Source organism: Ruegeria sp. TM1040 (assembly GCF_000014065.1).
GTDB lineage: Bacteria > Pseudomonadota > Alphaproteobacteria > Rhodobacterales > Rhodobacteraceae > Epibacterium.
The window spans coordinates 1,712,050-1,732,374 of record NC_008044.1; the positions used below are offsets into that span (position 1 = coordinate 1,712,050).

At 58.2% G+C, this 20,325-nt stretch carries 24 protein-coding genes; all 24 read right to left on the minus strand.

The genetic code is table 11. From position 1 onward, the window contains the following. Window positions 1-705: 705 nt before the first annotated feature. On the minus strand, window positions 706-1,302 hold the full coding sequence (locus TM1040_RS12380; RefSeq protein ID WP_011538934.1) for a hypothetical protein: 597 nt from the start codon (window positions 1,300-1,302) through the stop codon (window positions 706-708). A 17-nt stretch (window positions 1,303-1,319) separates the two neighbouring features. After that, window positions 1,320-2,186, minus strand: coding sequence for a hypothetical protein (locus tag TM1040_RS12385; protein WP_011538935.1), 867 nt, complete (start codon window positions 2,184-2,186; stop codon window positions 1,320-1,322). Between the two features lie 234 nt (window positions 2,187-2,420). After that, window positions 2,421-2,819 (minus strand): hypothetical protein, encoded by a 399-nt coding sequence (locus TM1040_RS12390; RefSeq protein ID WP_011538936.1) that lies wholly within the window; start codon window positions 2,817-2,819, stop codon window positions 2,421-2,423. Continuing rightward, the gene (locus TM1040_RS12395; RefSeq protein ID WP_011538937.1) at window positions 2,816-3,625 is read right to left on the minus strand and encodes a glycoside hydrolase family 108 protein; all 810 of its coding nucleotides are present in this window, start codon (window positions 3,623-3,625) and stop codon (window positions 2,816-2,818) included. The genes TM1040_RS12390 and TM1040_RS12395 overlap by 4 nt, the downstream gene beginning before the upstream one ends. 1 nt (window position 3,626) lies before the next feature. Beyond that, window positions 3,627-4,061 carry a hypothetical protein gene (locus TM1040_RS12400; protein ID WP_011538938.1) on the minus strand — a complete coding sequence of 145 codons (435 nt, stop codon included), beginning with the start codon at window positions 4,059-4,061 and terminating at the stop codon, window positions 3,627-3,629. Beyond that, window positions 4,058-4,354, minus strand: coding sequence for a hypothetical protein (locus TM1040_RS12405; protein ID WP_011538169.1), 297 nt, complete (start codon window positions 4,352-4,354; stop codon window positions 4,058-4,060). Before TM1040_RS12405 ends, TM1040_RS12400 begins: the two co-directional genes overlap by 4 nt. A 6-nt stretch (window positions 4,355-4,360) precedes the next feature. Continuing rightward, window positions 4,361-4,708, minus strand: a complete 348-nt coding sequence (locus tag TM1040_RS12410) for a DUF1353 domain-containing protein (RefSeq protein WP_011538939.1) — start codon at window positions 4,706-4,708, stop codon at window positions 4,361-4,363. Next, window positions 4,686-5,186: a DUF4376 domain-containing protein gene (locus tag TM1040_RS12415; RefSeq protein WP_011538940.1), complete on the minus strand. Its 501-nt coding sequence runs from the start codon at window positions 5,184-5,186 to the stop codon at window positions 4,686-4,688. The genes TM1040_RS12410 and TM1040_RS12415 overlap by 23 nt, the downstream gene beginning before the upstream one ends. Continuing rightward, window positions 5,167-5,451 carry a hypothetical protein gene (locus tag TM1040_RS20310; protein ID WP_049763241.1) on the minus strand — a complete coding sequence of 95 codons (285 nt, stop codon included), beginning with the start codon at window positions 5,449-5,451 and terminating at the stop codon, window positions 5,167-5,169. The genes TM1040_RS12415 and TM1040_RS20310 overlap by 20 nt, the downstream gene beginning before the upstream one ends. Window positions 5,452-6,255: 804 nt before the next feature. Next, window positions 6,256-7,200, minus strand: coding sequence for a hypothetical protein (locus tag TM1040_RS12430; RefSeq protein WP_011538942.1), 945 nt, complete (start codon window positions 7,198-7,200; stop codon window positions 6,256-6,258). Beyond that, the gene (locus TM1040_RS12435; RefSeq protein WP_011538943.1) at window positions 7,200-11,723 is read right to left on the minus strand and encodes a tail tape measure protein; all 4,524 of its coding nucleotides are present in this window, start codon (window positions 11,721-11,723) and stop codon (window positions 7,200-7,202) included. Before TM1040_RS12435 ends, TM1040_RS12430 begins: the two co-directional genes overlap by 1 nt. A gap of 434 nt (window positions 11,724-12,157) precedes the next feature. Further along, window positions 12,158-12,493: a hypothetical protein gene (locus tag TM1040_RS12445; protein WP_011538944.1), complete on the minus strand. Its 336-nt coding sequence runs from the start codon at window positions 12,491-12,493 to the stop codon at window positions 12,158-12,160. Between the two features lie 98 nt (window positions 12,494-12,591). Further along, on the minus strand, window positions 12,592-13,041 hold the full coding sequence (locus tag TM1040_RS12450) for a hypothetical protein (protein WP_011538945.1): 450 nt from the start codon (window positions 13,039-13,041) through the stop codon (window positions 12,592-12,594). Window positions 13,042-13,139: 98 nt separating this feature from the next. Continuing rightward, complete coding sequence (locus TM1040_RS12455) at window positions 13,140-13,589, minus strand: hypothetical protein (protein WP_011538946.1); 450 nt, start codon at window positions 13,587-13,589, stop codon at window positions 13,140-13,142. 60 nt (window positions 13,590-13,649) lie between these two features. Next, the gene (locus tag TM1040_RS12460) at window positions 13,650-13,934 is read right to left on the minus strand and encodes a hypothetical protein (RefSeq protein WP_011538947.1); all 285 of its coding nucleotides are present in this window, start codon (window positions 13,932-13,934) and stop codon (window positions 13,650-13,652) included. Between the two features lie 41 nt (window positions 13,935-13,975). Next, window positions 13,976-14,248 carry a hypothetical protein gene (locus TM1040_RS12465; RefSeq protein ID WP_254658818.1) on the minus strand — a complete coding sequence of 91 codons (273 nt, stop codon included), beginning with the start codon at window positions 14,246-14,248 and terminating at the stop codon, window positions 13,976-13,978. 80 nt (window positions 14,249-14,328) lie between these two features. After that, the gene (locus tag TM1040_RS12470) at window positions 14,329-14,784 is read right to left on the minus strand and encodes an HK97 gp10 family phage protein (RefSeq protein WP_011538949.1); all 456 of its coding nucleotides are present in this window, start codon (window positions 14,782-14,784) and stop codon (window positions 14,329-14,331) included. Window positions 14,785-14,796: 12 nt separating this feature from the next. After that, a complete protein-coding gene (locus tag TM1040_RS20620; RefSeq protein WP_044026766.1) occupies window positions 14,797-15,189 on the minus strand; it encodes a phage head completion protein in 393 nt (130 codons plus the stop codon). Window positions 15,190-15,202: 13 nt separating this feature from the next. Then, window positions 15,203-15,784 carry a head-tail connector protein gene (locus TM1040_RS12480; protein WP_011538951.1) on the minus strand — a complete coding sequence of 194 codons (582 nt, stop codon included), beginning with the start codon at window positions 15,782-15,784 and terminating at the stop codon, window positions 15,203-15,205. A gap of 3 nt (window positions 15,785-15,787) precedes the next feature. Next, a complete protein-coding gene (locus TM1040_RS12485) occupies window positions 15,788-16,249 on the minus strand; it encodes a hypothetical protein (RefSeq protein WP_011538952.1) in 462 nt (153 codons plus the stop codon). Beyond that, a complete protein-coding gene (locus TM1040_RS12490; protein ID WP_011538953.1) occupies window positions 16,246-16,707 on the minus strand; it encodes a hypothetical protein in 462 nt (153 codons plus the stop codon). The genes TM1040_RS12485 and TM1040_RS12490 overlap by 4 nt, the downstream gene beginning before the upstream one ends. A 63-nt stretch (window positions 16,708-16,770) precedes the next feature. Continuing rightward, window positions 16,771-18,090 carry a phage major capsid protein gene (locus tag TM1040_RS12495; protein WP_011538954.1) on the minus strand — a complete coding sequence of 440 codons (1,320 nt, stop codon included), beginning with the start codon at window positions 18,088-18,090 and terminating at the stop codon, window positions 16,771-16,773. Window positions 18,091-18,092: 2 nt separating this feature from the next. Further along, window positions 18,093-19,040, minus strand: coding sequence for a S49 family peptidase (locus TM1040_RS12500; protein WP_011538955.1), 948 nt, complete (start codon window positions 19,038-19,040; stop codon window positions 18,093-18,095). After that, a complete protein-coding gene (locus TM1040_RS12505) occupies window positions 19,037-20,323 on the minus strand; it encodes a phage portal protein (RefSeq protein ID WP_011538956.1) in 1,287 nt (428 codons plus the stop codon). Before TM1040_RS12505 ends, TM1040_RS12500 begins: the two co-directional genes overlap by 4 nt. Window positions 20,324-20,325: the final 2 nt, after the last annotated feature.

Below are 20,325 nucleotides of genomic sequence, written 5' to 3' on the forward strand. Positions count from 1 at the left end.
GTCGACAACCCCGATGCTGCATCAGATGTCGTCGACGTTCGATGCTGCCATATAGCCAGCGCATAGAGCTCATAAGAGGCTCAAGATGCAATTTGTGGGCTGTTCGTCAGTTGGTACGGGCGGCGGGACTCGAACCCGCACGGCTAAAGCCTGGGGATTTTAAGTAGGCAGGTTTCCTTTAAAGATCAGAGCACTGGTGTCACAAGAAGACAACCCTGGCCCTCAGTGTTTGCGGGCCAGGTACCCGCGCCCCCCATCCAACGGGGATGCCTATGAGAAAGGAAGAAGCGGCGAGAAGGCCGCCCGAAGGAATGCCGCCGAATAGCTCTGGCAGCTGCATAGTTTCCGCCTCAGTGACCAGATGACCGCACAATCAAAGTACCTAGGTTCATCCCGCCCCATCTTTGTGAGCCTCGCCCACCCCTTTACCACTCCAATTGGATTCATCTGCCCAACCAAGCACTGCATTCACTGGACGGCCTCGCCGCCCGTAGGATCGGCAGACCTTACACCGAGCGCGGCGAAATATGGCGTGGTGATCTGCGTGAAGGTCAGTCTCGACCTTTCCGACACGGCCACACTCACACCAAATGTGAAGAACAATAGGCATGGATTACGCTCTCCGCGAGAGAGAACGTATGTAGAACATAAAAGCCGCAAGATCAACGCCTCCAAATAGCACGAGCACTGAGTTTGACTCAGTCTTTACTCCCTTGGGAGGTCGGCGGGGAGCTCCAGATACTCAGAAAACATCTGCTCGAGCGAGGCAGGAGCACCCTTTCCAGACAACCAATCTTCGATTTCGGCTTGTTCAACCATGCACCTCTGTACTATTTCCTCGTCGATCCCGGCATTGCGCGTGCGCCGCGTTTCCAATTGATGGTGTCGCATAGCTTTGTTGACACAATCAGAAAGGAACGCCTTGACTTTCTCACCAAAAATGAAGGTTCCGGTAGCGGATGACTTGTGAAGCGCGCCTATACTTTCCATTTGTGGAACACGGTGCTCAAACGCCGAATAGAAAAAACGTTGAACTTCAAAATAGACCTCAAGCCTCTTTTCAAAAAGAGAAAATTGGTAGTTCGCTCTGGCTACGGCTCTATCGTGCTTTTGTTGCTCTTTATGAAGCCTAAACATCGCAACCGTAAATACAGCAATTACTACGGTTGCAATGGCCGTGGCGACATCCGTTGCGCCTAGCTTCTTCAACCATGAAAACTCAAAAAAGTGATTTTCACTCTGATCTGAAACTGGGCGCAGCACGCAGGAAACAACATCAGAGATACGCGTAAAAAAATCCACTTGATGTTCTCAACCTCCTATTTCGATTTAATCGACTTAGTCTCATTAGTGCTTGTCGGTTCATTCTCAACAGTTGAACTATTGACCCAAAATCCAAACAAAAAGCTCGCACCAAGTAATACCAAGTAGCTTGGGGATACAAAACTACACCATTTTGATGCGCTGCTAGATGCCGGCTCCTTCAAAGTAATCTCATCTAGCAGCGTACTCAAGTACCAGTCTAGTTCCGTCTTGGCATCTTCAATTTGAGCTTGGAGAGAACACAGGTCTTTTCCCTTCGAAAAAATATAGACGTTTGTCTGCTCGACCTGGTCATCACAATGTTCTTTAACCCAGCTTTTAAATGACTGAAACTTGTCGTATGCGACGATGATTGTCTGAATTTCTTCTACACTTAGAACCGCAAGTTCACCTACGAGCGCGCTATAGATTTCGTCCCTCTCAGGCATAGAGAACCTGTAAGGGGCTTCAGGTCTATTGAGCGTGTCGGTCTTCTTAACTTCTGGTACTAGCAGTTCGAGATCGATTGCCTCGTCAGGTTCGACGCGCAATTCTTCAATGGTCTTCCAGTCAGGGGTGATCCACTTACGCAGTTGGATATCTTCGTCTCTTAGGAAGCCTGAGATAACTGAAAGTTCAGCAGAAAGTGCTCCCTTCAAGGAACGACGCTTGACCTCTAAGTCCCTTTCATGACGTGCTTTATCCAGCTGCGTAGCGTGAGCGAGCTGCTCTCGGAGACGTCGGCCTGTTGTCCACACCGTCAGCAAGACACCAAAAAACGCTAAGCCCCCACCAATTAGGTGCTGAAACTTAGCTGGATCTTCCTTTAAACCCTGTCCAATTGCCGACAGCACAACACCAACATTTGCAAAAAATTCGGTCACGAAAAATCACTCCAATGAATTCTGAGGGTGAGCAACGAACCAAGCACCCTCTTCCCAATCAAACCCATGCCAAGCGAGTCTGTCGACGCCATTGAACACAAACACGGTATCGTTGTAGTTCACGGCAATGCTCTCAAAAAGCCACCAAAATAGAGACATCGCAAGTTAGGCCGCCCCAGAAACGAAAAAGCCCCGCTCGATGGCGGGGCTTTCGTCTTTGAGGTTATGCCAGCTTCATCGAAGCGACTTGAGCGCTCCGACGCCCGTGCCGACATAGAATAGCCACCGGATCATATCCCCGGCCCACTCCTGCATTTGCGGGGTTGGCAGATCTGCGACAGACCAAGTGAATCCGAAGATGCTGTCGAGAATGACTGCGCTCCACCATGCGGCCAAGGGTACGAGGAAGAGCGCAGCGAACAGCCAAAACCACGGAAAAGCGAGCTTGGCGCGATTGTAGTCGGCCATGATCTGGGCTTCTTTCACGGCCTCACGGGCCAGCTCTACAGTCGTTTGGCTCCTGAGCTTCTCGCGGTCGTTTTGAAGCTCAGCGCGGCGCTCCAAATGGCTGATGGCTTTGTCCACCATACCGCCGAACCCCATGCGCATGAGGAATGCGATCAAGCCGGTCATGCCGCAGCCTCCTGCGAGCGCAGGAAGTACAGAGCGGCGGTCACAGCAGCAATCAGAAGCACAGCGGCCAAGGCGTAGGCAACAGGGCCTTGAAGCTGTGTGAGGGCGATTGCGCCGCCGCCCAAAGCGCCGCCATTGGTCCACCCCTTACCAGACGTGATCAACTCCTTGACCGTGGCAGACAGGCTCCGTTCACCGTCTTCGGCGCGGGCCCCCGAACCATCCTCGCGATAGGACGGCGCGTGAATGACGGCAAGTTCACGATGGAGGTAGACAGCGCGATCGATCACGCCGGTGTCGCGCGCCTGAACGCCGAGGCTTTCCCCCATCACCCGGCGTGTCCAGCCGCGGCCAAACGTGCCCCAGTGGCGCAGCTTCTTCAGCCAGGAGAACCGAGCCTGACAGATAGACTGGATCAACCCTTCGACGTCCGCGCGGTCTACGGCTTCCATGGTGTTCACCCCGACAATCCCATCAGCCTTGACGCCCAGCTGGCGCTGCATGAACTTCACAGCGCGCGAAACACCGCTGTTTACCGCGAAGTCAAAGACGCAGTAGTCCAAGCCCCCGGGAAGCTCATCGCCACCCACCTTGTCCCAGTATTGGCTGCGATAGATCGCCTTCACTTCTTCCATGGTGATCAGTTTCACGCTGCGAGATGACAGCTGACGACGCCGCAGATCGGCATCATATGTGCGCTGGGTGACGCCCATATTCGTTGCTCCCCCCGGATCCTTGGGGTGGTTCACATAACCGCCTTCATGGGCCAGAACCCAATCAAGGCTTCGGTCGAAGTTCTTCTGCATTCTAGCCTCCGCTGATCGTGAATGTGTTGCTGGTGCGCCTGATCTCGCGTGCCCTGCCCTGCGTCGGATGGATGCGCCAGAGAGTGTTCACACGGTATTCCCCCGGTGGCAGGAGGAGCGGATCCGCCCACGTCCACCAACAGAGGTCGAGCTTGTCCGGCAGCTGGTTTTCCGGCCGATAGTCATTGGCGCCCTGAAAGGTGCGATAGGTGGCCCAACCATAGGATGCGCGCCCCATGATGGTAACGGTCCAGGCGGCCTTAAATGGCCGGTTGATCTCGCGATCAAACTGCATTTCCGGACACTCGCCGGATGCAGCGTCGGCAACGCGCACCTCCCCAGCCTGAAACCACCAGCTCGCGGGTAGCGCACTGGTCATAAGGCTCAGCGCAAGCACGGCGCCCCAAGCCCCGACGATAAACTTGCCCCACGTCATTTCTTGTTCCCCCGCAGAAGTCGGACGGCATCCTCAATGCCAAGAGACAGGATCTGTCGGGCGATATGCTCACCGGTCAGCGCGATCAGAGCGCAAACTGCGTAGGTGTAGACCTCGCCATCAAGCTCCAGCCAATCCATAAGCGGCTCAGTGAACACCAGAGCGCAGCAGATCGCTGACGCGGTGGTGGTGATAGCCCCGAATAGGGTGATTTGGGGCGAGGCGCGCAGCTTCAGCAGGATTGCCGCCGCCATAGCCAGCCAGAATTCAATCGCAAACAGCAGGTCTTTCACGGTTGCTCATCTCCATTTGTGGATAGTGACGGCCAGAACCATTGCCAGCCTGCGGATGCGCGAGACGCCAGCGGCGCGCAGCGCTTCGGAAAAGGGTGCAGCCGCGCTGACCCGCCCCCAACCGAGCCGGTGGAGGGCGTAATCATGCAGCGCAGCAGCTTTCAGATAGCGGGGATCGTGCCGGTCGAAGATCCACCCGGCCCAGCGAGGAATCGAGACGTCAAAGGCAAAGCCCGGAGGCACGTAAATAAAGAGACCGGAGCCCTTGGCTCCAATCTCCCATGCGAGTTCAGTTGTGGTGAAGTATCCGTCCCCGTGGCGGATGTACCAGTTACTGCGGCCAATACCCGTCATTGGCGTAGTCTGCCGGGATGCCGCCTTGCGTGTCCTTCAGCGCCCAACTCGCGGCATAGACCTGTTCGATCCAGGCAGAGCCCAAGGACCACATTTCAAGCACCTGTGCGGGCGTCAGAACGTGGTCGGCGTTCTCAGCGTCCCTGAAGGTGGTCTGGTGTGTTGTATCGCCTTGGGAGAGTCGAAGCTGCGCAGCGAAGGCAAGGCCCTGCAGGTTGCGCGTGTCTTCGTCGCGCCCAGAGAGGGCCACAGGGCCGTGGCCGGTGACAGTGACAGTCGTGCCCGCTACGAGGCGTCGGGCGCGTTCGGCGTTTACATCATCGGTTGTTGGTGGGGGCGGCGCAGGGGGCGTGAACGCCTGCCCGTCCCAAAGATCCCCAATGCGCGCACCTCCCGCACCAACCCAGTTATACGCAAGTGGCGCATCGGCCTTTGCGATGTTCACTACAACACCGTTTTCAATGATTGCGTATTTCATGATTACCAACTCCATACCCGAACACGACCATCGCCGCCGTCGCCGCCCCCGCCATCATTAGACGACGCGCCTCCACCTCCACCCGGTGATTGTCCGTCACCGCCCTTAGTGGATGCCGCGCCAGACCCATCCCCGCCATTACCCGCGAGTTGCGATACCCCTCCAGATCCAGCTTGCGAAGACCGTGATCCACCACCGCCACCGCCGCCAATAACAGCACCGCCTCCGTTGTACCCCATTGACCCAGATCCACCTGAAAATCCACCCTGCCCCGGGGCCTCAGTCGATGTTACGTATACGGCTTGCGTACCCGACCCTGAAGCGCACTCATTACTGAACGGGCTGACACTTCCAGTCGTACCAAGGCCACCACCCCTGCCAATCAAATGAGAGCCAAACGAGCTATCACCGCCAACCGACGCATCACCAGTTGAACCACTGGGCGCACCAGCACCCCCAGCGCCAATTGTTACGGTCTCGGTCGAGCCAAGAGATGATGCCAAGAACAAACCTAGGCTCCCCTCACCCCCACCTCCGCCGCCAGCATTTCCGCTTGATGTGATATTGCCGCCACCGCCGCCACCGCCAACAACCTCAACACGAACAAACGTGGCCCCATCTGGCTTTGTCCACGTACCGCTTGACGTGAACTCTTGGAAGTCCGCAGCACCACCGCCCCCCAGCTCCAGCCAATCCGTCCCGTCAACCGGGGTTGTTCCAGCGGGCGCAGTGGTCTTCTTGACGAATACGCTGCCCGTGTAAGACACGCTCTCGCCCACCGCGTACAGCGTACCAGCATCATAGTCGCCCCGATAGTTCGCCGCGCCCGATGCAATCAGTTCAGACTGTGCGGCTTCCGAGGCGCTACCCGCAGCCGCAGCAGCACTGCCAGACGCAGCACTGACACTGCCCGCGATTTCGGTGACCTTTTCTGAGACCCACGAAATGACAGTTGTTACCTCAGCAGCAAATGTGACCATCCAGGCAAAGAACGCATCCCCCCGCGCAGAGAAGGTAGAAGGCTGCTGACGCGATGGTGCATCTGGTGGCGGTGTGATCGTCGGATCGCTCATGTGATACTCTCCAGTTCGAGAATGCCTTCCGAAACGCTCCCGATGCGGGGAACGACTTGAAAGGACTGGTAAAATCCGTAGACGGAAAACTCATTGGCCTTGTACGGCCCGTCGCTGCTGTAGACCGTCAATTTGGCGCGACGGCTTGCCAGACGACTTTTTAGGTAGGAAGCGCGCGAGGTCGGGAAGACAAATGCGACGGGCATTTCGTCTGCAAAGTCCTTCTCCAACAGCGACACCCGACCAAAATCAGAGTCGCGCTCTTTGCGGGAGAAGTCCTGGATCGATAGCGGGATCTCATCAATCGTGACGCCGATCTCTTCTTTCCGGCCGATCACGATCTGCCCGACCTCTACGTCCTCTCCGGGTGCCTCCGCAGTAACCGTCACTTCTGCACCCGCATAGGGCGGAATATCTGCGATGACCAAGCGGTCACTGAGGATGATCGGACTTGTGAGGTAGGTGTAGAGATCAACCACACTGTTCTCATCCTGCAGTGAGTATGTCTGATTGTAGACCTCGGCCCCACCACTGTCGCGAACAAGGACCGTCACCGACAGGGCGTAGAGCCCGAACAAAGCCACACTGTCGATCACGTTGGGCGCGGTTATCACCCACTGCGCGCTATTTGCCTGGACACTCGGGTCGCCGATATACTCATCGAAGACCCGCCAACGGTTGGTAGAGCGGATTTTCACCCATTTGGTGTTCCCCGTGTCGGTGGCAGGATCGACTGCGCCACCATGGCTGGGCCCCGAGGCAGAGACAGCGCGGTAAATGGCATGTTGCCCCTCTTCGACAATCACCTCTTCTGGGTTGTCCGGATCAGAGAACGGATAGTCAGTTGATGCATTCCAGACGGGCGCGTCAGTTTCGGGAACGGTCGAAGACACAAATGCGGCGTCGTCAATCGTCTCTGGCTCGATCATTCTCAGGCTCATTAAGTCCGCTCCTTCGGCACACCATCTCTGTCCCATTTGGTGTGCGTTCGCATCGACTTGCCTGTGTTGTAAGTCGTTGCGCGCGCATGGGATTCCAGAACTGCCAGCCGATCACCGATCTTGCGCAATTCCTGAACCACTGCGCTGCTATCCCCCTCGGCTTGGCCACCCGAACGGTTGGTGCGCGTGTGATCGATAACTGTCTCACGAGGATGCAGCATTGCGAGGAAGCCGCCCTTTCCATCAAGGCCGCCAACACGCGGTCCGCTGCCGGTGTAACCACCACCATCAAAGCTGGGAGTGTCTCCAGCGGCCAGCGCCCCATCTCGGAATGCGTTGATAAGCGCCTCGCCCTGCAGGCCCGTAGACTTCCAGAATTCGACACCCGCTGGATCTGCCGCACGGCCCAGCATAGAGCCATACAGTGCCTCAACCGGATCGACAGGCTGCGCTGCAGAGCCGATGTTGCCAAAGCCCGGTGTCACCCCCGTCCGAGCCTCGCCCGAGGTCATCAGATCGTACTGGATGCGGCCAGCCTTGACCTGTCCGGATTGCAGAAGGTCGCCGTAGAAGTCCAAGCCAGCCACATCGACATTCCGGCCAAAGACGTCTTGGTAAAGGCCGTTGATCTGCGCGGCTACGCCGTCAAGCACGCCCGCGCCTTTCTCGCTCAGAATGCCATTGGTGCGGTCAAAGCTTAACTGGTCGAAGGCGTCCGGCCCCATCCCCATCAGTCCGCCCGTACCCCCGATGCCCGAGACTGCAGAGAGCAGGGCCTGAGCAAGCGCATACATCGAGTCCTCGACCCGCAGCATGGCAGCCTCGACGCCAAGCATGGCAGTCTCCAAGCGCTCCATGGCCTCTTCCAGGTTGTCGGTGTTCTGGTCGATCCCGAGCAGTGGCCCATAGAGTTCCTCGATCGCGCGCTTCTGGTTTTCCAGTGCGCGGAGTTGCTGCTCTGCCTCTGTGAGCTGTTCCTCTGCGATTCCCTTCTGCTCATCCATGAGGGCGCTTGTTCTGGCGTAATCATAGGCGAAGTCCGCGTATGTGCTGAAGAACTGCTCTGCCGGCGCGTTCAAGCCCTGCACGACCTCTCTCAGCCGCTGTGGGTCATCGATGCCGGCAGAAAGCTCCGCCTTCAGCCGTTCGCGCTGCAGGCGCTGCGCCTCACGCTCAAGCGGTGTGCGGGCGCCCAGCCCATCCGAGAGGATATCGAAGATGCCTTTGATCGAGTCACGCGCGCTTTGTGCCGATCGGATCTGCAGATCCATGATCCGCATCACGTTGTTGTACTCGACCAGTGCTGTGGCCTGCGCATCAGCGAGTTCATCCTCCGCCCCCAAGACGTCACTGGAGAAGGAGCGCACCAGTGCAGAGATGCCGCTGGCAGCAAGCGAAGCAGAGCCATACAGCTCTTCCGAAAGCTGGCTCAGATTGGCGAACTCACCGGACAGGTTAAGCAAACCAGCATATAGCGCCCTGCCCTCTTCTGTGCTGAGATCCTGCGCCTCGACCAGATCGCGGAAGGCCTCTTTGGTGGCCGGCATGGCGACATTCAAGGCCTCGAATTGATCGGCCAGCAAGCCTGTGCGCGATGTCAGCAGCTCTTCCTGTGAATAGAAGTTGGTGAAGTAGCTGTTGACCGAAGCATTGAAGGTATCAAGGCCACCCGCTGCATCGATCAGTTGCCGCGCCAAGTCTGCGCCGTAGACCGAAGTCTCAAACATCGCCCCATTGAGCAGGTCCATGGCCTGATTGGCCGAGGTGATCGAGGAAACAAGCGCATCCAGCGTGGCAGCGGCGTCTTCGCCTTCGCGGATTAGCCTGCCACCCATGGCCTCATTGAACGACCCCAATGCCGCGTAGGAGAACTGATCGGCGACGGTATCGAAGATGCGCTGGATCTCAGCATTGCGCGCCGCCTCATCCAGCCCCTTGAGGCTGACCTGGATCTGCGTGGACCAGCTGGAGAAATTATCAGCGGTGAGACCAAGCCGCGCACCGGCAGCCCCAATCGAGGTGGTGATGTCTTCAATGGACTTGCGGATGGGCGCAGCCGTAGCCTCATCGGCCTCCTCAAAGGTGAGGCTGACCTTTTTGGAGAGCCCCCAGAAGCGGGACTTCTGCACCTTGTCGAACTCTTCAACCAAGGTGCCCATATTATCGGCGGTCACGCGAAGGCCGTTATCCAAGTGCTTGGTTTTGGTGGTGAAGAAGCTCACCGCTGCGGCAACAGCGCCCAGAGCGGGCAGCGCCGCGCCCACTGCGCCCCAGCCGCCCACAGAACCGGTCACCAGACCACCCAGGTTCGCAAAACTGGACCCAAGGCCACCACCTGATAGCACGCCGCCAAGGCCCGAGGAAATTCCACTCACTGCACCGCTAAATGCACCACCACTGCCCAAACCGAGGACGTTGCCAAGCAGGCCACTACCGCCACCGGCCGCGGCCTGAGCGACCCCACCGGCCACGGCCCCGCCACCGCTGAACGCGGCCATGAACGGAACGACGATCTCGTTTTTCAGTGCCACTGAGATCATCTGCTTGAGCCAGTCTTCAAACCCGTTGAGGATAGCTTCGAGACCGTCGGTGAAGCCGTTGAACAGGCCATCCACGAGGCCGTCCGTTAGATCACCAACCAGCGGCAAGGAGTCTGCCAGTTCAACGTTGAGGTTGCGCATCGCGCGCGCCATTTCATCCTCGGACAAAACACCTTGGAACCTAGCCAGTTTTTCCAGCTCTTGCCGATAAGCCTCCATTGGGTCGAGAGATGCTTTGAGAGCCTTAAGCTCGTTTTCAAGCGCCTTGGTGGACTTGCCGCTGGCAGAGGACACCTTGTTCAGTGCACGCTCTCTCTCGCGAGCGGCTTCGCGCTCTTTATCCAGCATGATATCCGCAGCCTGTCCCGAGCGGAAAACCCATCTCTCAGCCTCAATCGCCATCAGCTCAAAAACATTCGCACCTTGCGAGCGGGCGTTCCAATCGGTCTCTCGATTGAATAGCTCGGCCTCTTGGCGCGCTGCCTTGATCGACTTACCGGATTGCAGCGCTTCGATTTCCACGAACTTCGCCGCGTTAGAGAGCATGCCGCCGCCGATTGCAGACAGTGACGACATGATCGCTTGGATCTCAGAGTTGACACCCATCATGGCGTCGGCCCAGCGTATCGTCTGAGAGGTGGCCTCCTCGGTGTCGGACACCGCCCTGCTGGATGCCGTAATGATGGCCTCCAGCTGAACTACTGCATCTGTCAAAGCTGAAGGCAGCTTTTGTCCCTCAGGGTAGAACTCTCGAATGATATCTAGGGCTTCTTTAGACTCTCTTTGGATGTCCTCAAGCGCCTGTGCTCCACGAAGCTCGTCAAAGCCTGCCTTGATAGCGCGAATTTCTTCGGGCATCAGCCCGACGGCTTGAGCGGCGACATAAGCATCCTCTTCAAGTGCCTCGAAGTTCTCCTTGAATGTTTGGATCTGTTCAGAGGTGGCTCCGATCGACTTGTTTCGCTCCAACGCGGCAAGTGCATCTTCCATGGCAGAAATGGCAGATGCAGCATCACTCAGGTTCGCAAAAAGATCAAAGTTCTCAGTTTGCAAACCATCCAGTGCGCGCTTTATCGAGACTCCAGAGAGATACTCGTAGGTCTCTTTGACGTCCGCAGCAAAGATGCCAAACTCTTCTATTAGCTCCAGAGTTCCACGACGCGCGGCGTCAGCATACAGCGTGTAATCGTCGAGCGCCCCAACAAGCTCGCCCATCGCTTCAGAATTCAGGCGAGACTGTTCCTCCATTTCCCTTGAAGCATCACCTACCTCGAGTAGCCCAACAGCCATTGGCCCCAGCACGCTGATGAGGGTACCGGCTGCAATACCGGCAATCCCGAACATGGCGCCAATATCGGCAGCCTGAATTGCAGCCGCTCCGAGATAGTCGCCAGTAACAGATCCTTGTTGGCCCACCTGGCTCAGCTGAAGGCCAATCTGCCTCAGATCATGGCTTCGCTCCTTGGAAAACAGCCCAAGAAAGCCTCTCGTTGGCGTGGAAGCCTTATCGGCCGCTGACGAAGTGCCCAAATATCGCTGCTCTGCCAGCTGCATGACGCGGTTTGCTTCTTGCTGCGTGACGATACCGGAACGCACAGCATTTTCAGCCTGCTGTACCGCAGCCTCATACCGTTTGGATGAAGCGTAGACAGGATCGAGCGTTGAGCGCAGCCGATCAAAGGATTTGGCTTGCCGATCCAATTGCCCTGCCCACAGCTTTGCAGAAGCCGAAGCCGAGTTGGACGCCCGTTCCACACCTGTCAGCGCATCGATTTGCTTCTGTGCTGCCGAAGCTGCTTTCTTGAAACCATCATCCCAAGACCGCGCCATCCCCTCGGCGTGGCGCAATGCATCTCGGCTGGTCTCCTCAAACCCACCACGAAGATAACCGAGTGCCTTGCGCGCTCTCGCACTACCGGCCTCAAACGAGGCTGTTTCCATCGATGCTTCGGCATGTAGCGCGCCAACTGGGATTACAGACATGAGGGTTGATCCAGTGAGAGAGAACGTGGAAAGATCCTCTCGAATTGGATTCAAGAGGTTGTTATTGTGAGGAAAGTAAATTGAACGGGGTTTTCAACGCGCTTGGAGTAATTACGATCGTTGTTGGAGGCGGGTTCGCCCTGTTCGCTCTTTCCAAACTAGAGTTAAGCTTGGCTCTTTTCGGCGCAGGCCTTATCGGCGGAGGCTTGGTCTTTTTAGCAGCCGCAGAAGTCATTTCCCTACTCAAGCAAATCAGGGATTCTGTCGCGCCTGAGCAGAGGTGCATTCTAAATGCTCCGAAGGCCAACGAGAATGAAAACACCTAAAGATAGGCCGCCTGGTAGCGAGTTAAAGCCGACGGTTGAGTACTCTGTGCCGACGGTCGCGGCGGAAGTCATTCGACCTCAAGAGCTAGGGTGACAGCAACACTGGAACTAACCCGCGAGTGCTGAAAGCGCTGCGCCCAGGTTGTCAGACAGTCTCTTTTGCTCCAGCGCCACGCCCGGATCTTCATCCGGTCTGTCATCATATGCCGGGGAGACCTTCATCGGCTCCCTGCCCCGCGCCAGTCCGTTGACGTAGGCAACACTCATCGCCCGCAGCTGGCTAGACTCCCAAGGCTCCAGGTATATGCCTGCCTCTTTCGAGAACGACCGGATCTCGGACCATTCAATCGGCTGCGCGCCCCCCATGTGGTCAAAGGTGCACCAGCCGATACCCTCTGGAGCCATGATGTCCAGAAGGTATTCGACCCCGGAGACATCGGGCAATGCGAGGTCGATCCCCTCTCTCTGCCAGAGCTTGAAGCGGCTGGTTTTCCATTCTTCAGGCCTTGCTGCAAGGAACCCGGCCTGGGCTGCGTAAAGCGTCAGCCGGCGGAGGCGTTTCCCAAGTAGCCGCCGCGCTTAGCGGAGAACTCAGCGGCCTGTTCGGCAAATGACTTTTCGCCCTCCTGACCGTTGAATCGGTTCAGGCCAAAAAACCATTTCGCGTCACGCTTCGTAGCGGGCTTATCGCCATTGAAAACATTGTTGAAACCGACCACACGGGGAAGTAACCCTTCGACCAACTTATCGTGGATCTGGTCATACGAAACACCTTCGTCATCCGTATCACCTTCGGCGTCCTGCGAATTGGCGCGCGCCTTCTGAAGCTCGCGCATCGCTGCACGCACAGACGGAGCTTCAGAACCCAGAAGGATTACCTCACAAGGCTTGCCATCCTCAGTGAACAGTGGCGCCAAGGTGGCTGGGTCTTTCAGTTGCATAGCTGCGCCTTTTTCTGCGGCAGAAACGCTGTCGAACTTGTTGAAATCCATATCATCATCCTTTGGTTCAGTGGTTCAAACAGGCCGGGGGAACGAACCACCTTCCGCCCGGCCCTACCGTTCCTGAGAACGGATCAGCGCGCGGCAGGTTAGGCTGCGGCTTTCTTCAGGATCTCGTCAGGCATGATCTCAATCGAGGTGGTCGCCGTCACAACGTCATCGACACCGCCGATGCTCGGCTTGAACGACATGACCAGACCCACAAGGTAGTAGATCGTGCCATCTTGGAGTGTCACGGCGATGTAGACAGGATCATCGCTTTCGAGAGCGGTTTCCATTGCAGCTTGGCCGGCGTCGTCGGGGTCAAGCGCGAGGCTGGGGCTCAGGGTGCCGTTATTGAAGCTACCCTTGCCTTTCTTCGTCCCGCGGGTGGCCAGCGGGTTGTGAGTCACAAGTTGCCACTCCTTGCCGAACTCACCCACGTTCGTGATTTCACCAACGGAAGTGAAGGTGAGAGCGTCAAAGCCGGTGATGTCGTGAGTTGCGGGTGCAGCGGCCGAAATGCCGAGTGTCACCCCAGAGGCGGTCTGGTGCGCCATATCAGTTTCCTTTCAGGATAGAGAGAAAGCGCCTAGGGGCGCGGATTTATAGGCCGAGGCCTATTCTTTCGGAACGACAGCCAATGGGGCGGAGAACTCAGCCATCACCTCGCCGTCGGACTCGACCGCTTCGGAGACTTTCCCCCGGTAGGTCACACCGTTCTTCAGAGTGAACTCGAGAACATCACCCGGTTTGGGCAGCGGGCCTTTGAAAAGAGCGAAGGGATGCGTGGGCTTATTTTGCTCCATGGGCATGCGCTTCAGTTCGACACCTGTGACAACCATCGGTGCAGCGTCTTTGGATGCAGGTTTTGAGGCCGCCGAAGCGGTTTTCTTTGCGGTCATTGAATGATCCTTTCGAGGGTGATTGAGGCTGTTTCAGCCAGTCAGTCGCGATACGTGATCGCGAATGTCAGAGAGACCCGGTGTGCAGCCGAGGCATCGCCGCTGTTGCTGTCTCGGATCGCAGTGAGAAGCGCACTGACGATCGGGCCGCCGCGGTACCCTTCCAGTACAGCCCGGACTTCACGCGACGCGCCGATAGCTTGATTATAGCTCGCGCCCCAGCAGTCGATCTGAGTGGAGCCTTGCATCAGCCCCTTGCTGTTCAAGGTGTGGTAGCGCTTCCCCGACATACGGGTCATAGTCACGCGTGGCATGGTCTCCCCATCGCTGAAGAAGCCCCACTTCACCGGGCAACTCAGGGCGCCGGAGAGAGTTGAATACAGGTGCTCTTCCATTAGAGGCCTCGCTTTGCGCGGCGCGCCAGGGTCGCCTCGATCTCTTCTCGCAACGACGCGGCCAGTCCCTCTAGGATCTGCCCACGGAACGCATCCCAGGAAGGTGTCAACATCGGTTGAGGTGAGACCGCACCAACGTACTTTCCGCTTTCGTGAAAGCGAGGCTCAGTGCCCAATTCCAGTAGATGCGCGTGAGGTGCGGAAGGAGTTGCGCCAACATACATAGTCACCGCAGTGGTGCTGCTCTTGGCTTTTTGCAGGTTTCTCTTGAGCTTGGAGGAAACAGCGAATGCACTGTCGTCGGCGCCAGGCCATAGCCCGTTCGCCATATCTGCAACCGGCTGCAGCTCCTTTGACAGCGCGCGGCGTACAACGGCTTTCGATGTAGCCTTAGGCAGCGCAGCGAGCGCGTTATCGACCTCTCTTAGGCCTTCGACCTTGAACAAAGACTTCATGTGCTGACATCCCTAGATGGGGTGCTCCGAGGTTTCGACACTCAAGAAAACCCATTTACTGTCCGAGATCGCGTCAACCTCAAGGACATTGTAACGCACGCCGGGGAGCGGATCCTGATCGTCGAGTCCTTCCGGAAGTCCTCGTTTCACCGTGCGCATACGGACGTTCTGAGCCAGAGACCGAGCGGTACCCAGTTTCCGGATCCGCACTCTGAAAACGGACCGACCCTGCAAGCGGGCCGCGTCGACACTCTCGGATCCTCTCATGAACATGAACTCAGCGCGGCAGGTTCGGATCTCGGTCCAAACATCGATCGTACCACCCAGACCATCGGGATGTCCGGGAACGCGACGGTCAAACGCAACAAGCTCTTTTAGCCTGCCGGCTCCAGCTCTATTCTTCATGAGTCTCACCCTCTCACAAAGGAATGCGCCAGCGCGCCAAAAGAGCACCAACTGGTGCCGGCCAGCCACTATTCACATCTACCGGCATGATGGCCTCACGATGCTCATACCAAAGACCGACGATCATCTTGATGGCGACTTTCAACCCCGGCGGACAGGCGTTGGCACCACCGAACCCGGCGATGATCGAAATCCTGACAGGCCAGCTTGTATCTTTTAGCACTGGCATCTGCGTGCCGCTAACCAATGCCAACTGCGTCCGCTGCGAGGGTCGCGCATTCAGCTCATAGGCTCCTTCCGGCAAGGTCTGCTCCGCCCCGGACGCGTCCAGATAGGTGATGGTTACCGAACGAACCGGCTCTAGCGGAAGATCAAGTTTGACGGGAAAGCTTGGCAGCTCCAAAAGCCAAGTCTGTGTGATAATGGCCCGCCCAAGGATACCGGACGGGCCATCTAGGTAGTCCACTGCCGCCGCAATGAGACCCTCGAGCAGCTGATCATCTTCGGTGTCATCCGCCTCGACACGGCAGTGCCTTTTTGCCTCCTCGAGCGACACAGGAAGATCAGCCGCTGGCGTGGTAAGGGTCAGACGCATTCGTCAGGCCTTTTTTGCAGTGGATTTCTTGGTGGTATCCGATGAGGACCCTGACGCAGATTTGCTGGGTTTGGCAGAACCCCCTGAGGCCCCAACGGTGTCGGTTGATGTGGCGTCATCCGAACCAGACGCATCGGCAGCATCCGCTGCGCCAGGATCTCCGGTGACGGTCTCAAAGGCTGCGGGTGACGACTGATCGCCGCTTCCCGTTTCAATCACCACCGTACTGAGATCGATGCCCGACCCATTCCCAGCCTCTGTGCCAGATGCAACATCGACAACGGCATCGTCGCGATCCACCGGGCGCCCCAGCTCATCGGCGGTTTCGGTCTTCAAGGCACGTTTAGCGCCAGGAAGAACAGCAACACCACCCGCGATCAACTTGTCCGCCAACGCATCATCGAATCCGGCGATTTCGCCTGGTTGATACATGCGATAGGATTTCAGAAACTCGACAGACTTCATGCTGGCAAGCGGTCCGCACCGCCGAATACGAGGACGGATGACAACGCGGCCGTGTCAGTATTGGCCGCACTGAGATCGGGGGTGAAGTTCGCGCGAACGTAGCGCCCCGCCCCCATGATAGCTGCATCGAGCTCGAGGGTGCCCGTGACGGCTCCACCACCGGAGGGGCCCGTTGCAACCACGGCGCTCGCAGCAGTGGTCACGGCTGTGGCACCGCTGAGATTCGGGTCGTTGCTGGACTCGATTTCGCAGGCAATCGACAGCGTCTCTCCCTCCGCGAGGGTCGCAGAGAACGGGATGGCGAGTACGCAGCTTTGCGGGAAACCGATCTCGCCGCGATCAATGATGGCGCCCACCACTTCGACGTTGTCGCCTGCCCCGCCTGCCGTCGCTGCGACGTTGGCGGTGGCGCGCATAACCGAAATCAGCGCGCCGATATTTCGAAATTGTGTGGTCATGACATGTCTCCTCAGTATGACCGAAGGGTAATGGCGGGCCCGACTGGGCCCACCGGCTCAGGATCAGAGGCCGGGTGCCCAAGTGACGCCCGTAAGGACGGCCACGGCTGGCAGATGGCGCAGGCCAATGTCATGCTGCATGATCATCCGCATCAGTGTCTCGTCGCGAGAGAACGCGGCCTGCATATTGCCCGCGGAGTCCTTGTAGGCCGCTTCGGTAGACATCGCGACTTCAATGCCCATGTGCTCACCAACAAGGATGTGACCCGGATGCGCCAGCATGATCTCGGACTCGTTGCCGCCTCCACCAAGGTTACTCGGGATCTCGGTGGTGATGTGCACCGGTTTCATGCGCAGCTGGCCATTGGCCATCTCCGGATAAACCTTGTTGCCATTGCCGTCGCGCAGGTTGGTCAGGAACATCGCAATTTGCGGCGACATGATCCAATGCGCCCCGGTCACAACGACATTGTTGTTCGCCAGAGCGAGCTCGAGGCGGCCGAGATCGTTATCCACCTTTTGCAGATCCGGCGCAGCGGTCATCGTCAGCACATGGGTCGCGGCGAAAGGCGTGCCCGTGTGCTGGAAACGAAGCCCCTTTGGCGCATAATCTGTTCCCGCACCGCGGAGGAAATGACGATCCTGGATCTGCGCAGCATCGGCCAGTGCATCATCGCGCACCATTCGGTCGACGGCCGTGGAGGCCGTGCGCAGCAGGTCATTGGATATCGGGATGATCCCGCTCAGCTTCTTCGCCGACAGCTTCACCTGACCATACTCGTATCCGGTTGCCTTGATGTCCTGCTGCTCACCGCCATATTCGAAATTTGCTCCGCTCGCGCGGCGGTTGGTAGTCATATTCCCGTTCGGCATGGGAACAATACGCGGGCCCATCGCTGTAACGACGCTGAGCGGGCGCAACAGCTCGATCACCTCACTGGACACATCTTCCGGCACCAGAAATCCGCCGGCGGTGCCGGTGGACATGTTCTGGCTGGCAAAAAGACCGCTGTCTCCGCTCGCCTCGGCGATCTGCTGTGCAACATACTGGTTGCCGCCCGCCGCCGCGATCGTGCGCACCATGCGAGCGAACTGCAGGCCTGGCTCCTTCGGGGCTGCGGGTGCAGTCGGTACCCCACCAGCTTCGGTGCCCGCAGCACCAGGCAGCGGCGCGGCCGGACGCGCGGCCTCAGCGCGGCGGCGCTCCACATCTTCAAGGCGGGTGAGCTCTGCCGTCACCTTATCATCTTCGGCCTTCAGGGCATCGAATTGGGCAGTCTGATCCTCTGTCCATTCCTCCCCATCGCCGATTGACGCAACCAGCGCGTCCATACGGTCGATGATACCCGCGCGGCGGGCTCGCAGTTCCAGGATCTTATCCATGGTCAGTTCCTCATTGCGGCGCGCCGCCGCGTTTCGATTTCAGCGGCCGCGTGCGCACTGCGACCCGCTCCAGTTTTCCGGGTGCGCCCGGAACCTTCAGTCAGCACCCCCTCAAGTGTGCCAATGCGATCAGCCATGCCCGCCTCGATGGCGCGCGTGGCCGAGAGCATTGCGCCGCGGCCAAAATCGCTTCGCACGCGATCGGCCGAGACGCGGCGACCGGCGGCCACATCTGCGATGAACACCTCCTCTATGGCGTCGATGTCTTTCTGGATGGCCGTCCGGCCCTCTTCCGTGGACGGATCCGGACGTTTGTTCGGGGCATTGCTGCTGACGATCTCATAAGACCGGCGCCCCTGGTTATCCGCCGCCTCCTGCCGGGACAGCGACGCGACCACCCCGATCGAGCCGACCGCCGCAGAGCGATCCATCACGATCTCGCCAAATTGGCTGCAGAGCCAATAAGCCGCCGAGGCGCAGTTGCCGGTGACAAAGGCGGTGATCGGCTTTGTGGTGGCACGCAGCGTTTCAGACGCTTCGCCGAGCCCGGAGACCACGCCGCCCGGGCTATCCACCACCACGACGATCCGATGCACATCGGTCGACGCCTGCGCCACGCGGATGTCCCGCATAAATGCGTTCAAGGAAGTTCCGTCGGAAGAAGCGTTAATCATCGATGCCCGTGGAAAAATCGGCCCGAACATCGGCACCACGGCGGATCCGTCGCGGACAGTGCTCATCCCAGCTCCCTCGAGGCGCGTTCCTACCGCCGCAACGGCCGACAAATTGCCTTCGAGGCGCGGAATGTGGCCGTCCTGCGCGATCCGCTTCAGCACGTCTTCATCAAGGGCGCGCAGCGCGATGGCTTCGATCGCATCGAGATAATCCGGCATGATCGCCCAGGGCTGCGCCCGAATGGCCGCAACCAGCGCCGTCAATTCCTGTTTCATGATTGGTCTCCGCTGGTGTCTTCGGTGCTGCCCGGCGCCGCAGATGCTCCGGCTACTTGCATGTTCGCCGGCATCCAGTAGTCCGTCCCCGCATTGCCTTCGATGTTGGGAAGGTTCTCGTAGCTGCGCAGTTCGTTGCCGTTCACCATGCCCATCTGGCGTTGCAGCCAATAAGCCTCCATCCTGCTCTTCAGGTCGCCTTTGACTAGCTCGGCAGTGACATGCTCAAAGTAGAACCCGATCTTGGCAAAGGCCTTAGTCGCGGCCTGGGCAACCCGCGTGTAATGGGGGCCCAAGTGATAGATGACGAACTCGAGGCTTTGTTGCTCGATGTTACCGAAGGTGGCGCGCGACAAATCAAAGATCAGGTGCGGCGGCACACCCCAGATTCGGGCGAGATCGACCACCTGAAACTGTCGCGTTTCCAGATATTGGCTGGATTTCAAATCATGAGCCAAGAACTCGGCCTTTAGATCTTGATCGAGGACAGCAACCATATCGGCGTCTGGACCCGAATACATTTGGGTCCAGTCGGTCTTGATCCGATCCTTATCGGTAGGCCCAATGGCTTTCTCGCTGGTCAGCACCGTCGAAGGGCGCCCGCCCTTGTTCCAGAACCGAGCCGCGTGATCCGCTGTTGCAATTGCACCGCCCAAGGCATCACGTGCGTATTGCACGGGGTTGAGACCCTGAACCCCATCCCGAGAGAACCCGCCAACGTGAAAGATATCACGCGCCGGGAAACGCTCATGGCTTCCATCCGGCAAGGTGGCATCGAAAAAAAGGATCGATCCTTCGGCGCGATCGAAATATTCGACCGGCTGACACTGGCCGGGCTTCAGCCGGGTCACCGCCTTCACCTCGCCCCGAAAATCCCGGCTGACATAGCCGTAGAAATTCCCGGTCAACAGGATGTCCGCCAACAAGAGCTCAAAGAACGCATAGGCAGTCTGGTGACTGTTTGGACCCAGCCGAAACAACTGCGCCGCCGGGTTGCCTTCGGCCGACATCCGCCCCCTGTCGGTCTTCTGGTAAAAATGCAGCGGCGTCATCGCAAAGACGCCGGTCAAGATCCGAAGCGCCTGCAAGGTGGCTGGAATGGTCAAGGCGGTGGTTTCGCTCACCGGCACGCCGGCCTTTGATCGACCGCCCGCAACGACAAAACCCTTCCATTGACGTTCGCTCGAAACCGAGGTGTCTGAAGCTGCAGACACCGGTGGTTCAGCGCGCACGGCTGGTTCAGCCAGCGTCGCCGCTGGCCGAAGGAAATCAAAAATTCCCATTC

Coding starts and splice junctions, on each gene's coding strand:
- TM1040_RS12390 (WP_011538936.1), bottom strand. CDS start 2,819: ATGACCGGCTTGATCGCATTCCTCATGCGCATGGGGTTCGGCGGTATG.
- TM1040_RS12395 (WP_011538937.1), bottom strand. CDS start 3,625: ATGCAGAAGAACTTCGACCGAAGCCTTGATTGGGTTCTGGCCCATGAA.
- TM1040_RS12400 (WP_011538938.1), bottom strand. CDS start 4,061: ATGACGTGGGGCAAGTTTATCGTCGGGGCTTGGGGCGCCGTGCTTGCG.
- TM1040_RS12410 (WP_011538939.1), bottom strand. CDS start 4,708: ATGACGGGTATTGGCCGCAGTAACTGGTACATCCGCCACGGGGACGGA.
- TM1040_RS12415 (WP_011538940.1), bottom strand. CDS start 5,186: ATGAAATACGCAATCATTGAAAACGGTGTTGTAGTGAACATCGCAAAG.
- TM1040_RS12430 (WP_011538942.1), bottom strand. CDS start 7,200: ATGAGCCTGAGAATGATCGAGCCAGAGACGATTGACGACGCCGCATTT.
- TM1040_RS12435 (WP_011538943.1), bottom strand. CDS start 11,723: ATGTCTGTAATCCCAGTTGGCGCGCTACATGCCGAAGCATCGATGGAA.
- TM1040_RS12450 (WP_011538945.1), bottom strand. CDS start 13,041: ATGGATTTCAACAAGTTCGACAGCGTTTCTGCCGCAGAAAAAGGCGCA.
- TM1040_RS12455 (WP_011538946.1), bottom strand. CDS start 13,589: ATGGCGCACCAGACCGCCTCTGGGGTGACACTCGGCATTTCGGCCGCT.
- TM1040_RS12460 (WP_011538947.1), bottom strand. CDS start 13,934: ATGACCGCAAAGAAAACCGCTTCGGCGGCCTCAAAACCTGCATCCAAA.
- TM1040_RS12465 (WP_254658818.1), bottom strand. CDS start 14,248: ATGCCACGCGTGACTATGACCCGTATGTCGGGGAAGCGCTACCACACC.
- TM1040_RS12470 (WP_011538949.1), bottom strand. CDS start 14,784: ATGAAGTCTTTGTTCAAGGTCGAAGGCCTAAGAGAGGTCGATAACGCG.
- TM1040_RS20620 (WP_044026766.1), bottom strand. CDS start 15,189: ATGAAGAATAGAGCTGGAGCCGGCAGGCTAAAAGAGCTTGTTGCGTTT.
- TM1040_RS12480 (WP_011538951.1), bottom strand. CDS start 15,784: ATGCGTCTGACCCTTACCACGCCAGCGGCTGATCTTCCTGTGTCGCTC.
- TM1040_RS12485 (WP_011538952.1), bottom strand. CDS start 16,249: ATGAAGTCTGTCGAGTTTCTGAAATCCTATCGCATGTATCAACCAGGC.
- TM1040_RS12490 (WP_011538953.1), bottom strand. CDS start 16,707: ATGACCACACAATTTCGAAATATCGGCGCGCTGATTTCGGTTATGCGC.
- TM1040_RS12495 (WP_011538954.1), bottom strand. CDS start 18,090: ATGGATAAGATCCTGGAACTGCGAGCCCGCCGCGCGGGTATCATCGAC.
- TM1040_RS12500 (WP_011538955.1), bottom strand. CDS start 19,040: ATGAAACAGGAATTGACGGCGCTGGTTGCGGCCATTCGGGCGCAGCCC.
- TM1040_RS12505 (WP_011538956.1), bottom strand. CDS start 20,323: ATGGGAATTTTTGATTTCCTTCGGCCAGCGGCGACGCTGGCTGAACCA.